Here is a 23,667-nt window from a genome sequence, read left to right on the forward strand (position 1 = left end):
TACCGGGCCGCGGCAGCGCTGCTATCGCTGATCGACAGTCAGACTGCGCGGCGGCACAACATCGGTTAATTCCAAGGTGACAAAACAAGGGTACGCGAGCGTGCATGGAAAAGCGCAGGTCACGCCTATAGCGCACGCCGACCATCGCAATCGCGTAAAGCGGCGCCCATGCGCCGCTTTACCATTCATCAAGCCGCCAGCACCTCAACGATCTTGCGCTGGAACGCCTTCCCGTCGCTGTCGAACAGATGACAATGCTCCGGCGTCGCGCCGAGCTTCTGCGTATTGCCCTTCGCATGACGTTCGAGCGGCGGAATCCGCGCGATCAATCCGTCCGGCGCGACGCTCGACTCCGCGTACAGATATGCGGCATCGCCGAGCGATTCGACCGTCATCGTGCGTGCCTCGATACCGTCCTCGGTCGTGCTGACGTGCAGGTGCTCGGGGCGAATGCCGACCGTCACCTTGTCGCCCTGCTTCGCCGCTCCGGGCTCGACCGACACACGCTGCGTCTCGCCCGTCTCGTAACGCACCGTGACGCCATCGCGCGACACCGACTGCACGACGCCTTCCATGAAGTTCATCTTCGGCGAACCGATGAAGCCTGCGACGAAACGGTTCGCGGGCGCGTGATACAGCATCGTCGGGCTGCCGACCTGCTCCAGATTGCCCGCCGATAGCACCACGATCTTGTCGGCCAAAGTCATCGCCTCGACCTGATCGTGCGTCACGTAGATCATCGTCGTCTTCAGCTCGTCGTGCAGGCGCGCGAACTCGAGGCGCATCTTCACGCGCAGCGCGGCGTCGAGATTCGATAGCGGCTCGTCGAACAGAAACACCTTCGGCTTGCGCGTGATCGCGCGGCCGATCGCGACGCGCTGCCGCTGCCCGCCCGACAACTGCTTGGGCTTGCGATCGAGCAGATGGTCGATATGCAGAATCTTCGCCGCGTTGCGCACGGCCGCGTCGATCTCCGGCTTCTTCGCGCCGGCGAGCTTCAGGCCGAACGCCATGTTGTCGTAAAGGGTCATGTGCGGATAAAGCGCGTACGACTGGAACACCATCGCGATGCCGCGCTTGGCCGGCGGCACGTCGTTCATGCGCACCGCGTCGATGTTCAGATCGCCGCCAGTGATGTCCTCGAGGCCCGCGATCATCCGCATCAGGGTCGATTTGCCGCAACCGCTCGGCCCGACGAACACGACGAACTCGCCATCGGCGATGTCGAGATTGATGTCGCGCATCACTTCGTTGTCGTCGTAGGCCTTTCTGATGTTGCGCAAGGTTACGCTTGCCATGATGTGTCTCCGTGTAATGCCGTTCGATGCTGCTCGTTACTTCGTGCTGCTACCTGATGTCGTGTCGTGTCGCGTTCGTTCGCGCGCTCATGGCGCCGCGGCCGCCGCGGACAGTGTCCATTGCGCGACGAGGTCGGGCAACTGCCGCATATCGTCGAACACATGACGCGCGCCCGCCGCATGCAGACGGTCGATCTGCGCATCGCTCGCATGACCGCCGCCGATAAACCCCAGCACCGCCATGCCCGCCGTGGCCGCCGCCGTGACGCCCGTCACGCTGTCCTCGACGACGAGGCACGCGGCAGGCGCGAGCCCGAAGCCTTGCGCCGCCGCCAGATACACGTCCGGCGCGGGCTTCGGATTCGGCACCGCGTCGGCGCAGAACAGCCGCTCGCCGAAGAACCGCTTCAGGCCCGTGCGCGCCAGTACCGTCTCGACGTACGGCCGGAAGCTATTGCTCGCGCAGCCTTTGACGAGGGGCACCTGGGTCAGCGCCATCTCGATGCCGTCGACCGCGGGCGCATCGATCGCCGCCGCTTCGACCGCGCGGCGGATCGCATCGATATCGTCGGCGCTGAGCTGCTGGCCGAGCTGCGTCGCGGTGTCTTGCAACACGCGCTCGATGCGCAGCCCGAGCAGCGGCAGCACGACCGGCTCGACGTCGACGCCGGGCCAGCGCGCCTCGAGCTCATGCACCAGCATGCGCGCAGCCACCGCTTCGCTGTCGATCAGCACGCCGTCGCAATCGCAGATCAACGCATATCGCGCGATGCCCGGACCCGCCGTCGGGTCCGCCATCACTTGACCGCCCCGAACGTGAGGCCGCGCACCAGCTGCTTCTGCGACAGCCAGCCGACGATCAGGATCGGCGCGACCGCCAGCAACGAAGCAGCCGACAACTTCGCCCAGAACAATCCTTCAGGACTCGAATACGATGCGATGAACACGGTCAATGGCGCGGCGTTCGAGCTCGACAGGTTGATGCTCCAGAACGCCTCGTTCCACGCGAGAATCACGAGCAGCAGCGCGGTCGACGCGAGTCCGGGCAGCGCCATCGGCATCAGCAGATAGACGATCTCCTGCCATGTCGCCGCGCCGTCGATGCGCCCGGCTTCGAGAATGTCGCGCGGAATTTCGGCGAAGTACGTGAACGCCATCCAGACCGCGATCGGCAGATTGATCAGCGTGTAGACGATGATCAGACCCGACACCGTATCGAGCAGGCCGCTGTTTTTCCACAGCAGATAGATCGGCACCAGCACGCCGACCGACGGCATCATCTTCGTCGACAGCATCCACAGCAGCACCTTCTGCGTGCGGTGCGTCGGGAAGAACGCCATCGCGTACGCACAAGGCACCGCGAGGATCAGGCACAGCAGCGTGACGCCGACCGAGATCAGCACCGAGTTCCACGCGAACGCGAAGTAGTTGCTGCGCGCGAACACTTCGCGGAAGCTGTCGAGCGTCGGCATGAAAAACAGCGACGACGCGTAGGCCTGCTGCTCGGTCTTGAACGCGGTGATCGTCATCCAGAAGATCGGGAAGAACAGCAGCAGCGCGACGAGCCACGCGATCACGCCGGGAATACCGCGGCGAATCGTGTCGAATGGCGATTTGGTCGGCACCGCGACGGGCTGCGTCGTCGATGCCGCAGTGGAGGCAACGTGGCTCATTTTTCGTACTCCCCTTTCAGGTTCTTCGCGAGCATCCGCACGAGGAAGAACGACACGATGTTGGCCAGCACGACCGCGAGAATACCGCCCGCCGATGCGAGACCGACGTCGAACTGTTGCAGGCCGAGCGAGAAGATCAGGTACGACAGCGTGGTGGTCGCATTGCCCGGACCGCCGCCCGTGGTCGTGTAGATCTCGGCGAAGATCGACAGCAGGAAAATCGTCTCCATCATCACGACGACCGCGATCGCGCGTCTCAGATGCGGCAGTGTGATGTAGAAGAACATCGAGAACGGACCCGCGCCGTCGATCTTCGCGGCTTCCTTCTGCTCCTGGTCGAGCGACTGGATCGCCGTGAACAGGATCAGGAACGCGAACGGCAGCCACTGCCATGCGACGATCATGATCACCGCGGTCAGCGGATAGTCGGCGAACCAGTCGATCGGCTGCATGCCGAGCGCACGCATGCCCTGCGCGACGAGGCCATAGACCGGGTGCAGGATCATGTTCTTCCAGATCAGCGCGCTGACGGTGGGCATCACGAAGAACGGTCCGATCGCGAGCAGGCGCGCGATGCCCTGCCCGTAGAACTTGCGATCGAACAGGATCGCCATCAGCACCCCGCCGACCACGGTGATCACGAGCACCCACACGATCAGCTCGATCGTGTGCGCAATCGACGGACCGAACGACGGATCGGTGGCGAGATAGCGGTAGTTGTCGAAACCGGCGAAACCGCGCAGATCGGGATTCAGCAGGTTGTAGTGCGAGAACGAGAACCAGATCGTCATCGCGAGCGGAATGACCATCCACAGCACGAGAACGCTGACCGACGGCGCCACGAGCCAGCGGGCCGAATTGGCCTTACGCTCCTCACGTTCTTTTTCTGTCTGGGGATGGGCGTGCATCAAAGGTAGGCGCAAAGGACGCATGATGGACCACCTGTTCGGTAATGCGCGGAGCGTTCGCCCGAGCCGCGTGCGTGCGACGCGGCGTGCCGTGCTGAATGGCGCACGGCGCGCGCCGCATCGCTTACGGCGCAGACCAACGGCCGCCCTGCTTCATGAGCCGCATCGGTCGATGCGGCGGGCCTGCCGGGTTACAGCAGCGCAGATACTTGTGCGCAGTTACTTCTGATAACCCGCCTGCTTGACCGCGCGGTCCGCGGCCGCGTTGCCGGCGGCGAGCGCCTGATCGACCGTCATCTGACCTGCGATCGCGCCGGAGATGCTCTGCCCGACCACCGTGCCGAACGACTGGAACTCAGGAATTCCGACGAACTGCACACCGGTGTACGGGACCGGCTTCGAGGTCGGATGATCCGGGTCGGCGGTCTGGATCGCCTTCAGCACGAAGTCGCCGAACGGCGCGGCCTGCTTGTACTCGGGGCGCGCATAGGTGGACTGGCGCGTGCCCGGGGGCACCGAGGCCCAGCCTTCGTCCTTCGCGACCATTTCAATGTACTCCTTCGAGGTCGCCCACTCGATGAACTTCTTCGCCGAATCGGCCTGCTTCGACGACTTCGGAATCGCCAGCGCCCACGCCCACAGCCAGTGCGAGCCCTTCGGCGTGACCGCGACCGGCGCCGCGGCGAAGCCGACCTTGTCGGCGATCTGCGACTGCTGCTTGTTGTACAGCATGCCGGCCGCGACCGTCGCGTCGATCCACATCGCGCACTTGCCGGACGACATCAGCGTCAGGTTTTCGTTGAAGCCGTTCGAGCTCGCTCCCGGTGGGCCGTCCTTCTTCAGCAGATCGACGTAGAACGTCATCGCCTTCTTCCATTCCGGCGAGGTCAACTGCGCATTCCACTTCTCGTCGAACCAGCGGCCACCGAACGTGTTCACGACCGTCGTGCCGTACGCCATGTTCTCGCCCCAGCCCGCCTTGCCGCGCAGGCAGATGCCGTATTGCTCCTTGGACTTGTCGGTGAGCTTGTCGGCGAATTGCGCGATCTGGTCATAGGTCGGCTGGTCGGGCATCTTCAGGCCGGCCTTGTCGAACAGATCCTTGCGGTAATAGGTCATCGAGCTTTCGACATAGAACGGCAACGCGTACAGCTGGCCGTTCGCGGACAGGCCGTCGCGCGCCGTCTTCACGACGTCGTTCAGGTCGTAGTTCGCGGGCAGGTTCGTGATCGGCGCGAGCCAGCCGCGCTTGCCCCATTGCGGCGTTTCGTACGCGCCGATCGTCATCACGTCGAACTGGCCGCTGCCGGTCGTGATGTCGGTTGTCGCGCGCTGACGCAGCACGTTTTCTTCGAGGATCACCCAGTTCAGCTTGATGTCCGGATTCGCTTTTTCGAACGCCGGCGACAGCTTCTTCAGCTCGATCATGTCCGGATTGTTCAGTGTCGCGATCGTCACCGTCGCCGCCGACGCGCTCAGCGCGAAGCAGGTAGCCGCGCCGGCACCGGCCGCCTTCAGCGCGAATTTGAAAGCTGGTTTCATGGTTGTCTCCTTTCTCATACGTTATGTGATGCTGCGTTCGTTTGACGGAATGACGCGCCGCTCGGAGCAGCCAACGTGCCCGCTTACTGCTCTTGGTTCAGCTCATCCAGTTGCCGCCGTCGACGTTCAGCGTCTGCGCGGTGATGTAGTCGGCATCGGCAGACGCGAGGAACAGCGCGGCGCCGGTCAGGTCGTCGGGCACGCCCATGCGGCCGAGCGGCACGGCCTCGCCGACGAGGCGCTTCTTCTCGCCGAGCGGCCGGTTCTCGTAGCGTGCGAACAGCGCGTCGACCTCGTTCCACATCGGCGTGTCGACGACGCCCGGCGCGATGCCGTTTACATTGATCTTATGCGGAGCGAGCGCGAGCGCCGCGGACTGCGTATAGCTCAACACCGCCGCCTTGGTCGCGCAGTAGTGCGACACGAGTGCCTCGCCGCGCCGGCCGGCCTGCGACGACATGTTGATGATCTTGCCGCCATGGCCCTGCTCGACCATCTGCCGCGCGACCGCCTGCATCAGGAAGAACATGCCCTTCACGTTGACCGCGAACAGGCGGTCGAACACGTCCCAGGATTCGTCGAGGAGCGGGCGCATGTCGAACAGCGCCGCGTTGTTGAACAGGATGTCGATCTGGCCGAAGCAGCCGAGCGTGCTCGCGACGATGCGCTCGATGTCCTCGCGGCGCCGCACGTCGGCGCTGACGCTCAACACGCGTTCGCCATAGGTGCCGCGTAGCGCGCCGCCGATGCTGTCCGTCGGCTTCACGTCGACCAGCACGCAGCGCGCGCCTTCGTCGAGATAGCGCAAGGCTACCGCTTCACCGATACCGCTGGCCGCGCCCGTCAGAATGGCGACCTTGTCCTGCAATCGTGCCACTGCCTGTCTCCGGTTCGTTTTTGCATTTTGGCGCGTAGTGAGCGAACGCTCATCGCGCGATCAATTGCTCGGCTGGTGATCGAATGATCTGATACGAGCCGGGTCATGTCAAGGCACGCGGACGAATTTCGATGGTGCAGCGCGGCAGGCTTCGCACCACGCGACGATTCGCGCTGCTGACAAAAAATCGCGATACGTTATATCATTTCGACCTCGCCGCCCGCCCGGGGGCCGCCACGCCAGGAGATTCACACCGATGACTACCTCGCTCGCCGAACAGCACGCCATGCGGCTCGCGCATGCGGACGCGCACGCCGCGGCGCAGGGGCTCGCGCTGACGCCGCTGCGTCGCCAGGTGTACGCGGCGATCGTCGCGAGCGAGCGGCCGGTCGGCGCATACGAGTTGCTCGACGCGCTCGCGCCCGAGCGCGGTCGCATGCCGCCGACCACCGTCTATCGCGCGCTCGACTTCCTCGTCGCGCATGGCTTCGTGCATCGGATCGAATCGAAGAACGCGTTCGTCGCCTGCTGCGAAATCGGCGTGCCGCATCGCAGCCAGTTCCTGATGTGCGACGGCTGCGGCGCGACCGTCGAAATTCCCGGCGACGAACTCGCCGACCGCCTGTCGCACAGCGCGCCCGCGCATGGCTTCGAGGTGCATCGCCAGGTGATCGAGTTGAGCGGCCTTTGCGGGCCATGTGCGCGAGCGGCGAAGCCTGGCGGCGGAGCAGCAGGCGTTTCGTCGTGATCAGGCGCGCGGCGCCGCGCTGTATCTGGCCTTGCCACCCCGAGTAGCTCATTCAAACTCTCAAGTAGCAGGAAACAACGATGAAAACGATCCGCTTGATGTTGTCCAGCGCGCAGCGCGCGCTGAAGGGTTCGATGTCTGTACGCACCCATCTGCGCGCATGTCTGCTCACGCTCGCGCTCGCGGCGCTCGGCTTCGGCCAGGGCGCGTTCGCCGCCGACGCGAAGATTCCTGTCGTCGCCGCGGAGAATTTCTATGGCGACGTGGTGCGGCAACTCGGCGGCGATCGTGTCGACGTGACCAGCATCCTCAACAACCCGGACCAGGACCCGCATCTGTTCGAAGCGAGCCCGGCCACCGCGCGCGCGTTGCAGCACGCGAGCCTCATCGTCTACAGCGGCGCCGACTACGATCCGTGGATGGCGAAGCTGCTGGCCGCGTCGAAAGGCGCGCAGCGCACGGTGATCGTCGCGGCCGATCTGGTGGGCAAAAAAGGCGGCGACAATCCGCACCTGTGGTACGACCCGGCGACGATGCCGAAAGTCGCGCGCGCGGTCAGCGACGCGCTCAGCGCTACTGACCCGGTGCACAAGTCGGCGTACGATGCGAACCTCGCGAAGTTTCTCGATTCGCTGAAGCCGATCGACGCGAAGGTCGCCGAGCTGCACGGCCGCTATGCGGGCCTGCCGGTCACGGCGACCGAGCCGGTGTTCGGCTATATGTCGGACGCGATCGGCCTGAACATGCGCAACCAGCGCTTCCAGCTCGCCGCGATGAACGACACCGAAGCGAGCGCGGCCGATATCGCCGCGTTCGAACGCGATCTGCGCGAGCGGCGCGTGCGCGTGCTGATCTACAACAGCCAGGCCACCGAGGCGCTGACCCGACGCATGCTGAAGCTCGCGCAACAATCGAAGGTACCGACGATGAGCGTCACCGAAACCCTGCCGGCCGGCAAGACCTATCAGACGTGGATGCTGACGCAGCTCGACGCGCTGCAGAAGGCACTCGCGGCGGGTGATACGAACGGCGCGAACGGTGCGGCCAACGCGAAAGGACAAACTCCATGACTCCGACTGGCCATCGAACGCCAGCAAGTGCGCCAGCAGGCGCACCCACCGCGCGCCGCGACACGCCCGTGCTCGAACTCGACAACGTAACGCTCGATCTGGGCGGCCGCACGATCCTGCGTGACACGAGCTTCGTCGTGAACCAGGGCGAGTTCATCGGTGTGCTCGGGCCGAACGGCGCGGGCAAGACGACGCTGATGCGCGCGGTGCTCGGCCTCGTGCCGGCCGCGGCCGGCGCGATTCGCGTACTCGGGCAGACGGTCGAGCGCGGCAACGCGTCGATCGGCTATATGCCGCAGACGCGCAGCGCACTCGCCGGCCGCCGTGTGCGCGGCCGCGATTTCGTCGCGATGGCCGCCGATGGTCATCGCTGGGGCTTGCCGCATGCGGATGCGAAAACGCGCGCTGACGTCGATCGGGTGCTCGAGCTCGTCGGCGGCACGAATCTCGCGAAGCGGCCGCTGTCGGAGTTGTCGGGCGGCGAACGGCAGCGGCTCCTGCTCGCGCAATGCCTGCTCGGTAATCCGAAACTGCTGCTGCTCGATGAACCGTTGATCAGTCTCGATCCGCATCACCAGAAAAGCGTCGTCGAACTCGTGCGGCGCGTGCAGCGGGAGCTCGGCATCGCGGTGCTGTTCTCCGCGCATGAACTCAATCCGCTGCTGAACTCGATCGATCGCGTGCTGTATCTCGGCAGCGGCGTCGCGGCGCTCGGCACCGTCGATGAAGTCATCACGCGGCCGGTGTTGTCGCGTCTGTACGGCTCGCCGATCGACGTGATGCGCGTGAACGGCCGCATCTTCGTGATGTCTGGCGGCGTCGAAGTGGAAAAGCACGATCACGAGCACGAACACGACGAGGACGGCGGACATACGCACTCGCACGACCACGGCCACGGTCATTCGCACGGCCACTCACACAGTCACTCGAACCCGCACGACTCACGCGACGGACACAAGCACGATGTTTGAATACGATTTCATGGTGAACGCATTCGCGGCGTCGGGGATCGTCGCGGTGCTGGCCGGCGTGGTCGGCTATTTTCTGGTGATGCGCGGACAGACGTTCGCGGGCCACGCGCTGTCGCATGTCGGCTTCACCGGCGCGACCGGCGCGGTGCTGATCGGCATCTCGCCGATCTGGGGGATGATCGGCTTCACGCTCGCGGCCGGTGTCGGCATGGGCGCGCTCGGCGAACGGCTCGCCGGCCGCGATGTCGCGATCGGCGTGATCCTTTCCTTGTCGCTCGGCTTCGGGCTGCTGTTTCTGCACTTCTTCACCGCGTATGCGACGCAGGTGACGGCGCTGCTGTTCGGCAACGTGCTCGGCGTCAATGCATCGACGCTCGGGGTGCTTGCCGCGCTCGGTGTAGTAAGTCTCGTGGCGCTCGCGGCGATCATGCGGCCGCTGCTGTTCGCGTCGCTGCAACCGGAGCTGGCCGAAGCGAAGGGCGTGTCGCTGCGCCGCGTGTCGGTGCTATTTCTCGCGATCGCCGCGCTGGCCGTTGCCGCCTGCACGCAGATCGTCGGCGTGCTGCTCGTGTTCACGCTGATGGTGGGCCCGGCCGCCGCCGCGCAGAACCTGAGCACGCGGCTGTCCACCGGTCTCGTGCTCGCGGCCGCGTTCGCACTCGCGCAGGCGTGGCTCGGCTTGACGCTCGCGTTCTATACCGATTGGCCGACGAGCTTCTGGATCACCGTGCTATCGGCGGCGGTGTATGGCGGGAGTCTGCTGAAGCGGCATTGAGAGACGCTTTCGTCGATCGCATGAAAAACGGCGGCACGTGATGTGCCGCCGTTTTTTCATTTAGCGCCGCGTTTTGCGAGGTTTTTCAGCCGAGCAACACCTTCGCGTGATGCGCGAGATGATCCTCGATGAACGTCGAGATGAAGTAGTAGCCGTGGTCGTAGCCTTCGTGCCGGTGCAACGTCAATGGCTGCCCTGCGGCCTTGCACGCCGCTTCGAACACGTCGGGATTGAGCTGCGTGGGCAGGAACTGATCCGCGAGTCCCTGATCGACGAGAATCCCTGTTGCGAACTTGCGCGTCGCGTGCGCGACCAGCGCGCTCGCGTCGTACTGCTTCCACGCTTCACGGTTCTCGCCGAGATAGCCGCTGAACGCCTTCTCACCCCACGGACAACGCATCGGCGCGGCGATCGGCGCGAACGCCGACACCGACCGATAAATATCCGGATTGCGCAGCGCGAGCACCAACGCGCCGTGCCCGCCCATCGAGTGACCGAAGATGCCGAGGCGCGCGCCGTCGACCGGTAATTCGTTTACGACCGTCTCGCGCAGTTCATCCCGCACGTATGAATACATCCGGTAGTTCGTGGACCACGGCTCCTCGGTCGCGTCCACGAAAAAGCCCGCGCCGACGCCGAAATCCCACGCATCGCTCTCGCCTGGCACACCCGCGCCGCGCGGACTCGTGTCCGGCGCGATCAACGCGATGCCGTGCTGTGCCGCGAAGCGCTGCGCGCCGGCCTTGATCGGAAACGTTTCTTCCGTGCAGGTCAGTCCGGCCAGATAGAACAACGCCGGCACACGTCCCGCGTTCTCATGCAATGCCTGCGGCGGCAGATAGACCGAGAAGCGCATCGGCAGACCGATCGCGCGCGACTCGTGCCGGTAAAAACGCTGCTCGCCGCCATGACAGGCGTGCGACGATAGTAGTTCAAGCATCGTGACATTCCTCGTTTAGTAGAGCACGGCCGAGCGGATCGACTCGCCCTTCTTCATCAGGTCAAAGCCCTCGTTGATGCGCTCGAGCGGCAGACTGCGGGTGATGGAGTAGTCAGTCTGGCAGATGCCCGTCGCCTTCACCTCGATCAGGACTTCACCGGCGCGCGGGCCTTCGAGATCGACTTCCTCGAGGGTCAACGGGGCGCCGGCTTTCCATGCGATTGCTGCTTTGCTCTTCATCGTCAATGCTCCTCCGAGTCCGTGAGTGCGTGAATGCGTGAATGCGAAATGGGCATCGCATGCCCGGCGACCACGTGGCGCGCGAAAAGCGTAATGGTATTGCATAGTGCGCGAAGGCTGCCCCGCCGATGGCTGCGCTCCGCGCCGCGTTCGACGCCGCCGCTGCTACTGAGCTTCGCGCGACGCCCCGCCACCGAACCACGGCTCGACCCGGCCATACAGATCGACGAAGCGCGCGTAGCGCTCGGCAAGCGCCGCATCGCCACGTGGACCCGCAACGCGCGTCGCGCCCGGCGCGAGCGCGGCGAGATCGCGCGTTAGCCAATGGCCGCACGCAAGACCGCCGAGGATCGCCGCGCCGCGCGGCGCCGCGTTCGGGCAATCGACCGCGTGCAGCTCGACGTCGAGCGCATCGGCGAGCAGTTGCCGCCAGCGCGCATCGACGGAGCCGCCGCCCGCGAGCTTGAGCGCCGTCACCTGCGCGCCGCTCGCGCGAATCGCGTCGAGCCCCGCGCGCAACGAGAATGCGACGCCCTCGAACGCGGCGCGCATCATCGCCCCACGCGTATGCTCGAGCGATAAACCGAGCCAGCCGCCGCGCGCCTGCGGGTTCAGCCACGGCGTGCGCTCGCCGGTCAGGTACGGCAGGAAAGTCAGCGTCGACGCGGCGTGACCCGTTGCATCGGCGGCTGCGTCAGCCGCATCGCCGAATGCGTCGCGGTAAGCCTCCGCCCACTCATACGACAGCCACCCGCGCACCCGCTCCAACGCAATGCCGACGTTCTGCATCGCCGCCATCCGATACCAGTGATCGCTCGCCGCGCGATAGCGGTGCAAACCCTTCAGCGGCGCCGGTTTGTCGTTCGCGAGCACCACGATCTGTCCGCCGGTGCCGGTCGTCAGCAGCGCGTCGCCGTCCTGCGCGAGTCCGCTGCCGAGCGCCGCGCACGGCGTGTCTGCGGCGCCGGTCGCGAGCACGATACCGGCCCGCAAGCCGAGTGCCTGCGCGGCCTGCGGCGACAGCGCGCCCGACGCCGCATACGATGACGCCAGCGGCGCGAACCACTCGCGCGGAATCTCCAGACGCGCCAGCAGCGCCGTGTCCCACGCGCCGGCGGGATCGGCGAGCGCGGTCGCGCACGCATCGGACGCATCGGTCACGCACGCGCCGCCGAGCGCGACGCGCAGCCAGTCTTTCGGCTGGAGCGCCCAGCGCGTGCGACGCGCGGCTTCCGGTTCATGCAGCACGAGCCAGCGCAGCAACGGACCGGCCATGCCGGGCGCGACCGGATTCGGTTGCGGGTTGGGCCATGCGTCGAGCACGGCGAGCGCGCGCGAGTCGGGCCACAGCATCGCGCGCCGCACCGCCGCGCCGTTTGCATCGAGTAGCACGACGCCGTGCATCTGACCGGAGAAGCCGATCGCGCGCACGCCATCACGCAGCTCGCGGGGCAGGCCCGCCATCGCATCGACGAGCGCGTTCCACCACGTCTCGACGTCGATTTCGGCCCAACCCGCGTGCGGCGTAACGAGCGCATAAGCGACGCTCGATACCGCCTGCTCGCGTCCATGTTCGTCGACGATTGCCGCTTTCAGGGAGCCGGTGCCGAGGTCGATGCCGAGAAAACTCATGAGCGCAGGGACGTTGAAATGAGGATGAGGAAAGAGCCCGCGAGGCTGGCGACGAGACCGGCAAGTGGAGCAAATAAACCTGGCCGTGGCGACACCGGGAACGCCCGGCGAACGGGTCGAAAAACTCGCGGAAATTAGCCCGTTCGCGGGTTAACCCCGTCGTGCGGCGAGCGTCGTCAAAACAGGACTATGCGGGAAGCGTGATACACGCCATTGATTCTCACACATATCCCCGCCGGCGACGAAGCCGCGCCGCGCACGCGACGCACTGCGTCGGCAATCGCCGCCGCATAGGGCTCGCCGCCGCTGCACTGCTGATCCGCGCCACGCGTGGCTTCGATTTGCCTTTCAAAATAGGCCTGTGCATATCGTCGCCGGGAATGCCGGAATAGCCACGTATGGTCTTGTTGCGGCTTTTCGTCCCCGATACCTTGGAGTCATCCCAAAACGAGATGGTGGAGACAGACAATATGCAAGCGAACACGGTTCACCCGTGCGACGAGCGCCTACCGGCCGGCCAGTTGCTTACTCTCGGGATCCAGCACGTGCTGGTCATGTACGCTGGCGCGGTCGCGGTGCCGCTGATCATCGGCGCCGCGCTGAAGCTGCCGAAAGACCAGGTCGCGTTCCTGATCAGCGCCGATCTGTTTTCCTGCGGCATCGCCACGCTGATCCAGACGCTCGGACTGTGGATCTTCGGCATCCGTCTGCCCGTCATCATGGGCTGCACGTTCGCGGCCGTCGGCCCGATGGTCGCGATCGGCACTAATCCTTCGCTCGGCCTCCTCGACATCTTCGGCTCGACGATCGCGGCCGGCGTGATCGGCATTCTGCTCGCGCCCGCGGTCGGCAAGCTATTGCGCTTCTTCCCGCCGGTCGTGATCGGCGTGGTGATTTCGGTGATCGGTTTATCGCTGATGGAAGTCGGCATCAACTGGGCGGCAGGCGGTGTCGGCAATCCCGAATACGGCAATCCGGTCTACCTCGGCCTGTCGCTGCTCGTGCTGACGCTGATCCTGCTGATCAACAAGTTCGCCAGGGGTTTCGTCGCCAATATCTCGGTGCTGCTCGGCATCGTCGCGGGCTTCGCAATCGCGCTGATGCTCGGCCGCGTCAACCTGGACGGCGTCATGCACGCGCCGTGGGTCGGCTTCGTAATGCCGTTTCACTTCGGTCTGCCGCACTTCGATCCGCTGTCGATCGCGACGATGGTCACCGTGATGTTCGTCACGTTCATCGAATCGACCGGCATGTTCCTCGCGGTCGGCGACATGGTCGATCGTCCGGTCGATCAGAAAACGCTGGTGCGCGGCTTACGCGTCGATGGTCTCGGCACGCTGATCGGCGGCATCTTCAACTCGTTCCCGCATACGTCGTTCTCGCAGAACGTCGGACTGATCGGCGTGACCGGCGTGAAGAGCCGCTTCGTCTGCGCGATGGGCGGCGTGATCCTCGTGCTGCTCGGCCTGTTTCCGAAGATGGCGCAGGTGGTCGCGTCGGTGCCGGCGTTCGTGCTCGGCGGCGCGGGCATCGTGATGTTCGGCATGGTCGCGGCGAACGGCATCAAGGTACTGTCGCGCGTCGACTTCGTCAGGAATCAGCACAACCTGTTCATCGTCGCGGTCAGCATCGGGCTCGGCCTCGTGCCGGTGGTGTCGCCGCACTTCTTCTCGCAACTGCCGCCGGCGTTGTCGCCGCTGCTGCACAGCGGGATTCTGCTCGCGTCGGTGTCGGCGGTCGTGCTGAACCTGATCTTCAACGGCGTGAAGAGCGAGAAGAAGGCGAAGAGCGAACTGCGCCGCGCCGGGCACGATCTCGACAAGAGCGCGGGCGGCGAGCCGCAGGGCAACGAGATGCTGCGGGCGGCGGATCTGCACTGAGCCCGTTGATGCATCGCTGATGCTTCACGCGGCACCGAGCGCCGCGGATAAACAGAAACGCCACGGCATGCCGTGGCGTTTCTGTTTTGCTTCAGCGTTTCATCAACCTGCCGGGCTCACCCCGCGGTCGCCGCCGATGCCGCGACCGGCGCGCTCGCTGCACCGTAGTCGACCGGCGCGTCGGCGGGACGCGGCTGGTCGCCGTTGTGCTCGATCCAGCCGCCGCCGAGTGCCTGATACAGCGTGACCAGGTTCTGCAGACGCTCCATGCGCGCGGTCACCAGCGCCTGCTGAGCCACGTACAGCGCGGTCTGCGCGGTCAGCACCGACAGATAGCTGTCGACACCGTTCTTGTAACGCAGGGTCGACAGATCCAGCCGGCGCTGCTCGGCCGCGACATCCCGCTCGAGCGCCGCGATCTGCTCGTCGTAGGTGCCGCGCGCGGCCAGTCCGTCCGCCACTTCACGGAAGGCCGTCTGGATCGCCTTTTCATACGTGGCGATCTGCACGTTCTTCTCGATGTTGGCGAGATCGAGGTTGGCCATGTTCTGACCGCCCTCGAAGATCGGCAGCGTGATCGACGGCGCGAAGCTCCATGCCGCCGAACCCGGCTTGAACAGCCCGCCGAGCGTCGGGCTAAGCGTGCCGGCGCTGCCGGTCAGCGTGACCCGCGGGAAGAACGCGGCGCGCGCCGCGCCGATGTTCGCGTTGGCCGCGAGCAGATTCTCCTCGGCTTCCATGATGTCCGGACGACGCGTCAGCAGATCGGACGGCAGGCCCGCCGGAATATCCGTGAGCAGATTCTGGTCGCTCAGCGGCAGGCCTGGCGACAGATCCGCCGGCAACGGCTCGCCGATCAGCAGCACCAGCGCGTTATCGGCCTGGGCCCGCAACCGCATCTGCGACTGCAGGTTCGCGCTCGCGGTCTCGACGACCGTTTGCGACTGGCGCAGATCGAGTTCCGAACCCGTGCCGTTGTCGAACTGCAGTTTGGTGATCCGGTATGACTCCTGCGCCGTAACCAGCGTGTTCTGCGTGACCTTCAGCAGATCGTCCAGTTCGAGCACCGTCATGTACTGGTTCGCCACCTGCGAGACCAGCGAAATTTCCGCGGCCTTGCGCGCCTGCGCGGTGCCGAGATACTTGGCCAACGCCTGATCCTTCAGACTCTGCACGCGCCCGAAGAAGTCAATTTCCCACGACGCGTTCAAGCCCACCGAATACGTGTTGGAGATCGTCACGCCGGTGAACGTCAGGTCCTTCGGCGTGCGCGACCGGCTTTGCGAGGCCGCGGCGTCGAGCGTCGGGAACAGACCCGCACGCACGATGCGGTACTGCGCCGCCGACGCCTGCATGTTCAGCACCGACACCCGCAGATCGCGGTTGTTCTTCAGCGCGATTTCGATCAGCTGCTGCAGACGCGGATCGACGAAGAAGTTGCGCCAGCCGATGTCGGCGGCGGCCTGGCCGTTCGCGCTGCGCGCGCCCTGCGCGCCCGGCTGCTGGTCGTACACGCCGCCGGTCGGGAAGGTCGCCGTTACGGGCGCCCCGGGCCGCTGGTAGTGCGGCGCCAGCGTGCAACCGGTGGCGAGCAGCGCGACCGCCACTGCAATCAAAGAGTGTTTTTGCATCTCAATGCCCATCCTTGCCCGAGCCATTGCCATTCGACCCGTCGGTCGTGCCACCCGTCGCACCGCCTTGCGGATCGTGCGGATGGTGCTGTTCGTAGTGGCGCAGCGCCTCATCCGGGTCTTCCTTCTCACCGCCGAACTTCGCGCGAATCACGACGAAGAACATCGGGATCATGAAGATCGCGAGGAAGGTCGCCGTCAACATGCCGCCGATCACGCCGGTACCGATCGCGTGCTGGCTGGCCGAGCCCGCGCCGTTACTGATCGCGAGCGGCAGCACGCCGAGAATGAACGCGAGCGAGGTCATCAGAATTGGTCGCAACCGCAGACGCGCCGCTTCGAGCGCGGCCTCGATCGGCCCCATGCCTTCGCTCTGCTGCAGTTCGCGCGCGAATTCCACGATCAGAATCGCGTTCTTCGCCGACAGACCCACGGTGGTCAGCAGACCCACCTGGAAGAACACGTCGTTCTCGAGCCCGCGCAGCGTCGCGGCCAACAGTGCGCCGATCACGCCGAGCGGCACCACCATGATCACCGAGAACGGAATCGACCAGCTTTCATACAGCGCCGCGAGACACAGGAACACGACGAGAATCGAGATGCCGTACAGGATAGGCGCCTGCGAGCCCGACTGACGCTCCTGCAGCGACAGACCCGTCCACTCGTAGCCGATACCCGCCGGCAGCTTGGTGACGATCTGTTCCATCGCCACCATCGCCTGACCGGTGGACTTGCCCGGCGCGGCCGCACCCTGGATTTCCACCGACGAGATACCGTTGTAGCGCTCGAGCTTCGGCGAACCGAAGGTCCACTCGGTGTTCGTGAAGGCCGAGAACGGCACCATCGCGCCCGCGCCGTTGCGCACGAACCAGGCATTCACGTCTTCCGGTTTCATCCGGAACGGCGCGTCGCCCTGCAGGTACACCTTCTTGATCCGGCCGTCGGTGTCGAGGAAGTTCTGCACGTACGCCGAGGCCCAGGCGATCGAGAACGTCTGGTCGATTGAGGAAAGCGACACGCCGAGCGCCGAAGCCTTCTCGTGGTCGATGCTCACCTTGAACTGCGGCGTATCGTTCAGGCCGTTCGGACGCACCTGCGCGAGCGTCGGATCTTTCGCCGCCAGACCGAGCAGCATGTTGCGCGCTTCCATCAGCTTCGCGTGACCGATGCCCCCGCGGTCCTGCAACTGGAAGTCGAAGCCCGCCGCGGTGCCGAGTTCAGGAATCGACGGCGGATTGACCGGGTACACGACCGCGTTCTTGTAGCTGCTGAAGTGCATGAACAAACGCCCGACCAGTGCCTGCACCTTCTGGTCCGCGTGCTGGCGCTGCGCGTAATCCTTCATCCGCACGAACACGAGACCCGCGTTCTGGCCACGGCCCGCGAAGCTGAAGCCGTTCACCGTGAAGGTCGATTCGACGATCGCCTTCTCGTCGTTCAGCAGGTAGTCCGACACGTCCTTCAGCGCGCGCGCGGTGGTTTCCTGCGTGGAACCCGACGGCGTTTGCACCAGCACGAACATCGTGCCCTGATCTTCGTCGGGCAGGAACGACTTCGGCAGACGCACGAACAGCAGCCCCACCGCGAAGATCACCACCATGTAGATGATTAGCCAGCGGCCCGAGCGCTTGATCACGTGGTGCACGCCCGAGTGATATTTGTCGCGGCTCTTGTTGAAGGTACGGTTGAACCAGCCGAAGAAGCCGGTGGCTTTTTCGTGATGCCCCTTCGGAATCGGCTTCAGGATCGTCGCGCACAGCGCCGGCGTCAGAATCAACGCGACGAGCACGGACAGCACCATCGCCGCGACGATCGTCAGCGAGAACTGCCGGTAAATCGCCCCGACCGAGCCGCCCGAGAACGCCACCGGCACGAACACCGCCGACAGCACGAGCGCCACGCCGACGAGCGCGCCGGTGATCTGACCCATCGCCTTGCGGGTTGCTTCGCGAGGGGATAAACCCTCCTCCTGCATCACCCGCTCGACGTTTTCCACCACCACGATCGCATCATCCACCAGCAGGCCGATCGCGAGCACGAGACCGAACATCGACAGCACGTTGATCGAGAACCCGACCACGCTCATGATCGCGAACGTACCGAGCAGCACGACCGGCACCGCGATCGTCGGAATCAGCGTGGCACGCAGGTTCTGCAGGAACAGGTACATCACGAGGAACACCAGCACGATCCCTTCGAGCAGCGTCTTGACCACTTCCTCGATCGACAGACGCACGAACGGCGTCGTGTCATAGGGGTACTGCACCACCAGACCGTGCGGGAAGTACTTTGACAGTTCGGCGATCTTCGTGCGCACCGCCTTCGCGGTGGCGAGCGCGTTGGCGCCCGTGGCGAGCTGGATACCGAAGCCTGCCGTCGGCTGACCGTTGTACTTGGTGTCGAAGTTGTAGTTTTCGCCGCCGAGCTCGATGTGCGACACGTCGCGCAGACGCACCTGCGAGCCGTCCTGGTTCACCTTCAGCAGAATGCTGCCGAACTGCTCGGGCGTATTGAGCAGCGTGGCCTGCGTAATCGTGGCCTGCAGCACCTGGCCGGGCACCGACGGCGTGCCGCCGAGCGAGCCGCCCGCGACCTGCACGTTCTGCGCCTGCAGCGCACTTTCGACGTCGAGCGGCGTCAGGCCGAAGTTGTTCAGCTTGTTCGCGTCGAGCCAGATCCGCATCGCGTACTGTGAGCCAAACAGCGTCACCGTGCCCACGCCGTCGATACGGCTGATCGGATCCTGAATGTTCGACGCGACGTAGTTCGCGAGGTCGTACTTGCTCATGCTGCCGTCGGTCGACACGAACGCCATCACCATCAGGAAGCTGCTGCTCGACTTCGTGACTCGGGAGCCGAGTTGCTGCACCGCCTGCGGAAGCAGCGGCGTGGCGAGCTGCAGCTTGTTCTGCACCTGCACCTGCGCGATGTCAGGGTTGGTGCCGGCCGCGAACGTCAGCGTGATGGTGGCCGTGCCCGAGTCGTCAGAGGTCGACGCGAGATACAGCAGGTGGTCCAGACCACTCATCTGCTGCTCGATCACCTGCGTCACGGTGTTTTCCACCGTCTTCGCCGAAGCACCCGGATAGGTTGCGCTGATCTGGATGGCCGGCGGCGCGATGGTCGGGTATTGCGCGATCGGCAGTGTGAACACCGACGCGAGACCCGCGAGCATCAGGATGATGGCGATCACCCATGCAAAAATCGGGCGATCAATAAAGAACTTTGCCATGAGGCGGGCTCCCTGTTATTACGCGCCCGAAGCGGCGGAGGCAGGCTGAGCCGCGGGTTGAGCTGTCTGGGCGCCGCCCGCGGCCGCGTCGGACGCCGGGTTGCCGGGCAGCTGCGCCGGCACGGGCTTGACCTGCTGGCCGGGCCGCGCCTTTTCGGTGCCCTGGACGATCACGCGGTCACCCGGCTTCAGCCCGTTCGACACCACCCAGTACGAGCCGAAGGTGCCAGAGGTGACGAGCTGACGGAGCTCGACCTTGTTGTCGGTGTCGACGACGAGCGCGGTGGGCTGACCCTTCTGGTCGTGCGTGACGCCGACTTGCGGCACGATCAGCGCGTTCTGGTTCACGCCCTCTTCGATCTTCGCGCGCACGAACATGCCCGGCAGCAGCACGTGGTTCGGGTTCTTGAAGATCGCGCGCACCGTGACCGAGCCAGTGCCCGGATCGACGGTCACGTCGGTGAACTGCAGCTTGCCCTTCTCGGAATAGATGCGGCCGTCCTCCAGCACCAGCGTGACCTGCGCGGCGCCCGGGCCGGTCGTCTTCAGACGCCCTTCCTGCATGTCGCGGCGCAGCTTCAGACCATCGAGGCTCGATTGCGTGAGGTCGACGTACATCGGATCGAGCTGCTGGACCGTGGCCATCAGCGTGGCCGCGCTCTGCTGCACGAAGGCGCCCGGCGTGACCTGCGACACGCCGATCTGGCCGGTCACGGGCGAGGTCACGTCGGTATAGCCGAGGTTGATCTGCGCGGTATCGACCGCGGCCTTGCCGGCGGCGACGTCGGCGGCGGCCTGGCCTTCGGCGGCGACCGCGTTGTCGTAGTCCTGCTTGCTGACCGCGTTCGCCGCGACCAGCACCTTGTAGCGACTGGCCTGTGCGGTGGTCGTCACGAGGTTCGCCTGCGCCTTCGCGAGCGATGCCTTCGCGTTGTTCAACGACGCGATGAAGGGCGCCGGATCGATCTTGTACAGACGCTGGCCGGCCTTGACCTCGCTACCTTCGGTGAACTCGCGGCGCAGCACGATGCCGTCGACCCGCGCGCGCACTTGCGCGACGAGGAAGGCACTGGTACGGCCGGGGAGTTCCGTGACGACGGGAACGGTCGTCGGCTGGAGGGTGACGACGCCGACTTCGGGCGTCTGGGGCGGCGGGGCAGATTGTTTTGGTCCGCACGCCGCCAGCAAGATGGCAGCCGTCGCGGCACTGATTAAGCGGAATGGAACCCGTTCGACGCGCATGGAGCGACCTCTGTCAAAGACTGAGAATGAAAAAGTGCGCGCATCCCTACCCCGGGGACGACAGCGCACACAAGCGTCTCTCGACGCTCAACCGGAAGCCCACGGATGCAAACCTGCGCCTGCAGGCCACCCTGCTATGAATGCGCCATACCGGGGAATGCCGCACAGCACCGCCGTTTGGCGGCTGCGATAGCGTTTTGGAAGACAACAGTGACGGATATTAACCGGTCGTCACGGCTTGGGCTATCCGATCGTGGGGTGCTATTATATATACATTCACGAATGCATGTAAAAGTGCGTTTATATCTTCCAGGGATCGGGGCTCGCAAATTCGCGTCGCAATTCGGTGCAGAAATAGTCAAATTGTCATCAGGCCGACTTAAAAACGCCCGCATAAACCCCAGGATCAGCGCAGGTCATACCAATATGGTCAGAAGAACCAAAGAAGAGGCGCTGGAGACGCGCAACCGCATTCTCGACGCGGCCGAACGGATCTTCTTCCAGAAGGGCGTATCGCGCACGTCGCTGGCCGATATCGCCCAGGCCGCGGGCGTGACGCGCGGCGCCATTTATTGGCACTTCGCACACAAGAGCGAGCTCTTCACCGAAATGTTCGACCGCGTGCTGCTGCCGCTCGACGAACTGAAGGCGGCATCGCTCGATCCCAACGAAATCGATCCGCTCGGGCGCATCATGGAAATCTGCGTGGTTTGCCTGCGCGACACCGCCAACGATCCCCGCCGCCGCCGCGTGTTCGACATCCTGTTTCTGAAGTGCGAGCTGGTCGAAGACATGGGGCCGGTGATGGAACGCTATCAGACCAACATGCGCGAGGGGCTCGCGAAGCTCGAGGGCGGTCTGCGCAACGCGATCTCGAAAGGCCAGATGCCCGCCGACCTCGACACGAAGCTTGCCGCGGCGATGGTGCACGCGTTCGTCGGCGGCTCGTTGCGCGACATGCTGTTTTTGCCCGACGCAACCGACTTCGGCGCGCACGCGCAGCAGATGGTGCAAGTGATGTTCGACGGCTTGCGCGTCAGTCCGGCGTTGCGCAGAAAGGCGGCGTAGGAAGCGCGCTAGCGTTGAGGATTGGCGCAGCGGGCGGTTCGGTGAACCGCCCGTTTTCTATTTGTGGACCGGACCACCCGCCTGCGCGCCGGGTTCAGGCAACCGCCCGGCGCGCTCGAGCCGCCTGATTCGACGCATAGATGTTGCCGCGCTCGAGCGGCGCGCCGCTCTGGAGCGCCGCGATCCACTGATCGGTGCTCGCGACCGCTGCGAACCGCGACTGCAGCACCACGCTGAACACGCGATGAATCTCTTCCGCGCTCGCGAAGCCCGCACTGTTTTCGTACGGCACCGAGCCGGTCGCGTCGTGCAGGAACTCGACGGCGAGGGCGGCATGCACCGCGTGGTTGATCGTCGACGCATCGCAGTTGTGGGTCATGTAGCCGGTTACGGTCAGCGTATCGATCTGCCGGGCGGCGAGCCAGTCGGCCAGATCGGTGCCGGCGAATGCGCTCGGCAGTGACTTCTCGACGAAATGATCGTGAGCGCGCGAACTCACGACCGTGTGCAGTTCCGCACCGGCACTGCCGCGCGCGAACAGCGGCGAAGTGGCGGGCGCGACGTTCTGCACGACGACGACCGGCACGCCGGCGGCGCGCGCGGCATCGATCGCGCGACCGATGTTGGCGAGCGACGTGCGCACGTCCGGAAATTCGATCGGCAGGTCGCCGCTCACGTATTCGTTCTGCACGTCGATGACGATCAGCGCACGGCGCGGCGCGGGTGTGCTCATGGCAAGGCTCCTTGTCAGAAAAACGGTCGATGGCGCGCGCCCAGCGCGATGGCTGCGGCGCGACGGCATGACGGGATTGTTGCGCCGCTGTCTGCGCGCCGACAGCGGCCCGGATGACAAGCTTCGCTAGAATCGGGCCATACTTCTGGCATTTCATGAATGAGGCGTGCGGCATGACCACCTTCGCAACTTCCGACGATATCTCCGCTCAGGTGCCGCGCCACGTTGTCGCCGTCGTCGCGTTCGACCGCATCAGCCCGTTCCATCTGTCGGTGCCATGCGTGGTGTTCGGCGAGGACCGCCGCGGGGGCGGTGTCCCCGCCTTCGACTTCCGCGTCTGCGCCGCGGAGACCGGCGCGCTCGCGACGACCGCGGGCTTCTCGATCGCGGTTACGCACGGACTCGAAGCGCTTGCCGACGCGCAGACGATCATCGTGCCGAGCTGGCGCGACCCCGACGAAACGCCGCCCGCCGCGCTTCTCGATGCACTGAGGGCCGCGCACGAGCGCGGCGCACTGCTCGTCGGCCTGTGCCTCGGCGCTTTCGTGCTGGCCGCGGCGGGCATCCTCGATGGACGGCCCGCTTCGACGCACTGGGCCTGGGCCGACGACTTCGCGCGCCGGTATCCGCGCGTGCGGCTGGACCCCGACGTGCTGTACGTCGACGACGGCAACGTGCTGACCTCGGCCGGCACCGCCGCCGGCCTCGACTGCTGCCTGCACGTGCTGCGCAAGATTTGCGGCGCACGGGTAGCGAACCACGTCGCGCGCCGGCTGGTCGTGTCGCCGCATCGCCAGGGTGGTCAGGCGCAATACGTGCAGCAGCCGATGCCGCCGAATCCGCGCGGCGATCGTCTGTCTGGTCTGCTCGACTGGGTGAGCGGCAACCTGGCCGCGCCGCATACGCTCGACACACTGGCCGCGCGCGCGTTGATGAGCCGCCGCACCTTCACGCGACGCTTCCGGCTCACGACCGGCACCACCGTCGGCGCGTGGCTGCTCGCGCAGCGGCTCGCGCGGGCGCAACAACTGCTGGAAAGCACCGACGAGTCGGTCGAAGCGATCGCGGCGAGCGCCGGATTCGGTTCGGCCGCATCGCTGCGGCAGCATTTCGCGGACGCGTTTCGAACGTCGCCTAGCGCTTGGCGGCGGGGGTTTCGCGGGGATTAGATGACGGTGGCGGGAGCACCGCTATCTCGTAGTGGGCC

Annotated in this window: 19 protein-coding genes and 1 pseudogene; 7 read left to right on the forward strand and 13 right to left on the reverse strand. The window is 65.3% G+C overall.

Annotated elements, in window-relative coordinates; all coding sequences use genetic code 11:
• Nucleotides 1-188 precede the first annotated feature (188 nt).
• From ACLFKU_RS06530 to ACLFKU_RS06555, 6 genes are all read right to left on the reverse strand, one after another.
• Nucleotides 189-1,298 carry an ABC transporter ATP-binding protein gene (locus tag ACLFKU_RS06530; protein WP_368584722.1) on the reverse strand — a complete coding sequence of 370 codons (1,110 nt, stop codon included), beginning with the start codon at nucleotides 1,296-1,298 and terminating at the stop codon, nucleotides 189-191.
• A gap of 87 nt (nucleotides 1,299-1,385) precedes the next feature.
• A complete protein-coding gene (locus tag ACLFKU_RS06535; protein WP_410848557.1) occupies nucleotides 1,386-2,096 on the reverse strand; it encodes an HAD family hydrolase in 711 nt (236 codons plus the stop codon).
• Entirely contained in the window at nucleotides 2,096-2,971 is an 876-nt protein-coding gene (locus ACLFKU_RS06540) for a carbohydrate ABC transporter permease (RefSeq protein ID WP_013090394.1), read from the reverse strand. The genes ACLFKU_RS06535 and ACLFKU_RS06540 overlap by 1 nt, the downstream gene beginning before the upstream one ends.
• Nucleotides 2,968-3,903, reverse strand: a complete 936-nt coding sequence (locus tag ACLFKU_RS06545) for a carbohydrate ABC transporter permease (RefSeq protein WP_026229139.1) — start codon at nucleotides 3,901-3,903, stop codon at nucleotides 2,968-2,970. Before ACLFKU_RS06545 ends, ACLFKU_RS06540 begins: the two co-directional genes overlap by 4 nt.
• Nucleotides 3,904-4,098: 195 nt before the next feature.
• On the reverse strand, nucleotides 4,099-5,421 hold the full coding sequence (locus ACLFKU_RS06550) for an ABC transporter substrate-binding protein (RefSeq protein ID WP_013090396.1): 1,323 nt from the start codon (nucleotides 5,419-5,421) through the stop codon (nucleotides 4,099-4,101).
• A gap of 97 nt (nucleotides 5,422-5,518) precedes the next feature.
• Entirely contained in the window at nucleotides 5,519-6,298 is a 780-nt protein-coding gene (locus ACLFKU_RS06555; RefSeq protein WP_368584720.1) for an L-iditol 2-dehydrogenase, read from the reverse strand.
• A 256-nt stretch (nucleotides 6,299-6,554) separates the two neighbouring features.
• Here ACLFKU_RS06555 and ACLFKU_RS06560 point away from each other — a divergent pair, with 256 nt between their 5' ends.
• The 4 genes from ACLFKU_RS06560 (at nucleotide 6,555) to ACLFKU_RS06575 (ending at nucleotide 9,862) form a co-directional block, all read left to right on the forward strand.
• Entirely contained in the window at nucleotides 6,555-7,046 is a 492-nt protein-coding gene (locus tag ACLFKU_RS06560; protein WP_368584719.1) for a Fur family transcriptional regulator, read from the forward strand.
• 80 nt (nucleotides 7,047-7,126) lie between these two features.
• Nucleotides 7,127-8,116, forward strand: coding sequence for a metal ABC transporter solute-binding protein (locus ACLFKU_RS06565; RefSeq protein WP_410848558.1), 990 nt, complete (start codon nucleotides 7,127-7,129; stop codon nucleotides 8,114-8,116).
• Complete coding sequence (locus ACLFKU_RS06570; RefSeq protein WP_368584717.1) at nucleotides 8,113-9,087, forward strand: ABC transporter ATP-binding protein; 975 nt, start codon at nucleotides 8,113-8,115, stop codon at nucleotides 9,085-9,087. Before ACLFKU_RS06565 ends, ACLFKU_RS06570 begins: the two co-directional genes overlap by 4 nt.
• Complete coding sequence (locus ACLFKU_RS06575) at nucleotides 9,080-9,862, forward strand: metal ABC transporter permease (RefSeq protein ID WP_410848559.1); 783 nt, start codon at nucleotides 9,080-9,082, stop codon at nucleotides 9,860-9,862. Before ACLFKU_RS06570 ends, ACLFKU_RS06575 begins: the two co-directional genes overlap by 8 nt.
• An 85-nt stretch (nucleotides 9,863-9,947) precedes the next feature.
• Here ACLFKU_RS06575 and fghA read toward each other — a convergent pair whose 3' ends face one another.
• The 3 genes and pseudogenes from fghA to ACLFKU_RS06590 form a co-directional block, all read right to left on the reverse strand.
• Nucleotides 9,948-10,802, reverse strand: a complete 855-nt coding sequence (fghA, locus tag ACLFKU_RS06580; protein ID WP_410848560.1) for an S-formylglutathione hydrolase — start codon at nucleotides 10,800-10,802, stop codon at nucleotides 9,948-9,950.
• 108 nt (nucleotides 10,803-10,910) lie between these two features.
• Nucleotides 10,911-11,042: pseudogene (locus tag ACLFKU_RS06585) on the reverse strand (S-(hydroxymethyl)glutathione dehydrogenase); the annotation flags it as partial.
• Nucleotides 11,043-11,207: 165 nt separating this feature from the next.
• Nucleotides 11,208-12,674, reverse strand: coding sequence for a xylulokinase (locus ACLFKU_RS06590; protein WP_410848561.1), 1,467 nt, complete (start codon nucleotides 12,672-12,674; stop codon nucleotides 11,208-11,210).
• Between the two features lie 470 nt (nucleotides 12,675-13,144).
• Here ACLFKU_RS06590 and ACLFKU_RS06595 point away from each other — a divergent pair, with 470 nt between their 5' ends.
• A complete protein-coding gene (locus tag ACLFKU_RS06595; RefSeq protein ID WP_410848562.1) occupies nucleotides 13,145-14,554 on the forward strand; it encodes a nucleobase:cation symporter-2 family protein in 1,410 nt (469 codons plus the stop codon).
• Between the two features lie 116 nt (nucleotides 14,555-14,670).
• Here the strand turns inward: ACLFKU_RS06595 and ACLFKU_RS06600 are convergent, their stop codons facing one another.
• The 3 genes from ACLFKU_RS06600 to ACLFKU_RS06610 are packed head-to-tail and all read right to left on the reverse strand — an operon-like array spanning nucleotide 14,671 to nucleotide 20,659.
• Entirely contained in the window at nucleotides 14,671-16,185 is a 1,515-nt protein-coding gene (locus ACLFKU_RS06600) for an efflux transporter outer membrane subunit (RefSeq protein ID WP_410848563.1), read from the reverse strand.
• A gap of 1 nt (nucleotide 16,186) precedes the next feature.
• The gene (locus tag ACLFKU_RS06605; protein ID WP_368583955.1) at nucleotides 16,187-19,417 is read right to left on the reverse strand and encodes an efflux RND transporter permease subunit; all 3,231 of its coding nucleotides are present in this window, start codon (nucleotides 19,415-19,417) and stop codon (nucleotides 16,187-16,189) included.
• 18 nt (nucleotides 19,418-19,435) lie between these two features.
• Nucleotides 19,436-20,659: an efflux RND transporter periplasmic adaptor subunit gene (locus tag ACLFKU_RS06610; protein ID WP_410848564.1), complete on the reverse strand. Its 1,224-nt coding sequence runs from the start codon at nucleotides 20,657-20,659 to the stop codon at nucleotides 19,436-19,438.
• A 426-nt stretch (nucleotides 20,660-21,085) separates the two neighbouring features.
• Between ACLFKU_RS06610 and ACLFKU_RS06615 the strand changes: the two genes are divergently transcribed.
• Complete coding sequence (locus ACLFKU_RS06615) at nucleotides 21,086-21,727, forward strand: TetR family transcriptional regulator (protein ID WP_368583957.1); 642 nt, start codon at nucleotides 21,086-21,088, stop codon at nucleotides 21,725-21,727.
• A 94-nt stretch (nucleotides 21,728-21,821) separates the two neighbouring features.
• Here ACLFKU_RS06615 and ACLFKU_RS06620 read toward each other — a convergent pair whose 3' ends face one another.
• Entirely contained in the window at nucleotides 21,822-22,460 is a 639-nt protein-coding gene (locus tag ACLFKU_RS06620) for a cysteine hydrolase family protein (protein ID WP_410848565.1), read from the reverse strand.
• A 173-nt stretch (nucleotides 22,461-22,633) separates the two neighbouring features.
• On the opposite strand from ACLFKU_RS06620, the gene ACLFKU_RS06625 reads away from it, so the two are divergent.
• Entirely contained in the window at nucleotides 22,634-23,629 is a 996-nt protein-coding gene (locus ACLFKU_RS06625) for a helix-turn-helix domain-containing protein (protein WP_410848566.1), read from the forward strand.
• Nucleotides 23,630-23,667: the final 38 nt, after the last annotated feature.

The organism is Paraburkholderia sp. EG304, assembly GCF_046543485.1.
In the GTDB taxonomy this organism is placed as follows: Bacteria; Pseudomonadota; Gammaproteobacteria; order Burkholderiales; family Burkholderiaceae; genus Paraburkholderia; species Paraburkholderia youngii.

Bases quoted from the DNA above. Each gene is read 5' to 3' on its own strand.
- ACLFKU_RS06530 (WP_368584722.1), bottom strand. From the start codon at position 1,298: ATGGCAAGCGTAACCTTGCGCAACATCAGAAAGGCCTACGACGACAAC.
- ACLFKU_RS06535 (WP_410848557.1), bottom strand. From the start codon at position 2,096: ATGGCGGACCCGACGGCGGGTCCGGGCATCGCGCGATATGCGTTGATC.
- ACLFKU_RS06540 (WP_013090394.1), bottom strand. From the start codon at position 2,971: ATGAGCCACGTTGCCTCCACTGCGGCATCGACGACGCAGCCCGTCGCG.
- ACLFKU_RS06545 (WP_026229139.1), bottom strand. From the start codon at position 3,903: ATGCGTCCTTTGCGCCTACCTTTGATGCACGCCCATCCCCAGACAGAA.
- ACLFKU_RS06550 (WP_013090396.1), bottom strand. From the start codon at position 5,421: ATGAAACCAGCTTTCAAATTCGCGCTGAAGGCGGCCGGTGCCGGCGCG.
- ACLFKU_RS06560 (WP_368584719.1), top strand. From the start codon at position 6,555: ATGACTACCTCGCTCGCCGAACAGCACGCCATGCGGCTCGCGCATGCG.
- ACLFKU_RS06565 (WP_410848558.1), top strand. From the start codon at position 7,127: ATGAAAACGATCCGCTTGATGTTGTCCAGCGCGCAGCGCGCGCTGAAG.
- ACLFKU_RS06570 (WP_368584717.1), top strand. From the start codon at position 8,113: ATGACTCCGACTGGCCATCGAACGCCAGCAAGTGCGCCAGCAGGCGCA.
- ACLFKU_RS06575 (WP_410848559.1), top strand. From the start codon at position 9,080: ATGTTTGAATACGATTTCATGGTGAACGCATTCGCGGCGTCGGGGATC.
- fghA (WP_410848560.1), bottom strand. From the start codon at position 10,802: ATGCTTGAACTACTATCGTCGCACGCCTGTCATGGCGGCGAGCAGCGT.
- ACLFKU_RS06590 (WP_410848561.1), bottom strand. From the start codon at position 12,674: ATGAGTTTTCTCGGCATCGACCTCGGCACCGGCTCCCTGAAAGCGGCA.
- ACLFKU_RS06595 (WP_410848562.1), top strand. From the start codon at position 13,145: ATGCAAGCGAACACGGTTCACCCGTGCGACGAGCGCCTACCGGCCGGC.
- ACLFKU_RS06600 (WP_410848563.1), bottom strand. From the start codon at position 16,185: ATGCAAAAACACTCTTTGATTGCAGTGGCGGTCGCGCTGCTCGCCACC.
- ACLFKU_RS06605 (WP_368583955.1), bottom strand. From the start codon at position 19,417: ATGGCAAAGTTCTTTATTGATCGCCCGATTTTTGCATGGGTGATCGCC.
- ACLFKU_RS06610 (WP_410848564.1), bottom strand. From the start codon at position 20,659: ATGCGCGTCGAACGGGTTCCATTCCGCTTAATCAGTGCCGCGACGGCT.
- ACLFKU_RS06615 (WP_368583957.1), top strand. From the start codon at position 21,086: ATGGTCAGAAGAACCAAAGAAGAGGCGCTGGAGACGCGCAACCGCATT.
- ACLFKU_RS06620 (WP_410848565.1), bottom strand. From the start codon at position 22,460: ATGAGCACACCCGCGCCGCGCCGTGCGCTGATCGTCATCGACGTGCAG.
- ACLFKU_RS06625 (WP_410848566.1), top strand. From the start codon at position 22,634: ATGACCACCTTCGCAACTTCCGACGATATCTCCGCTCAGGTGCCGCGC.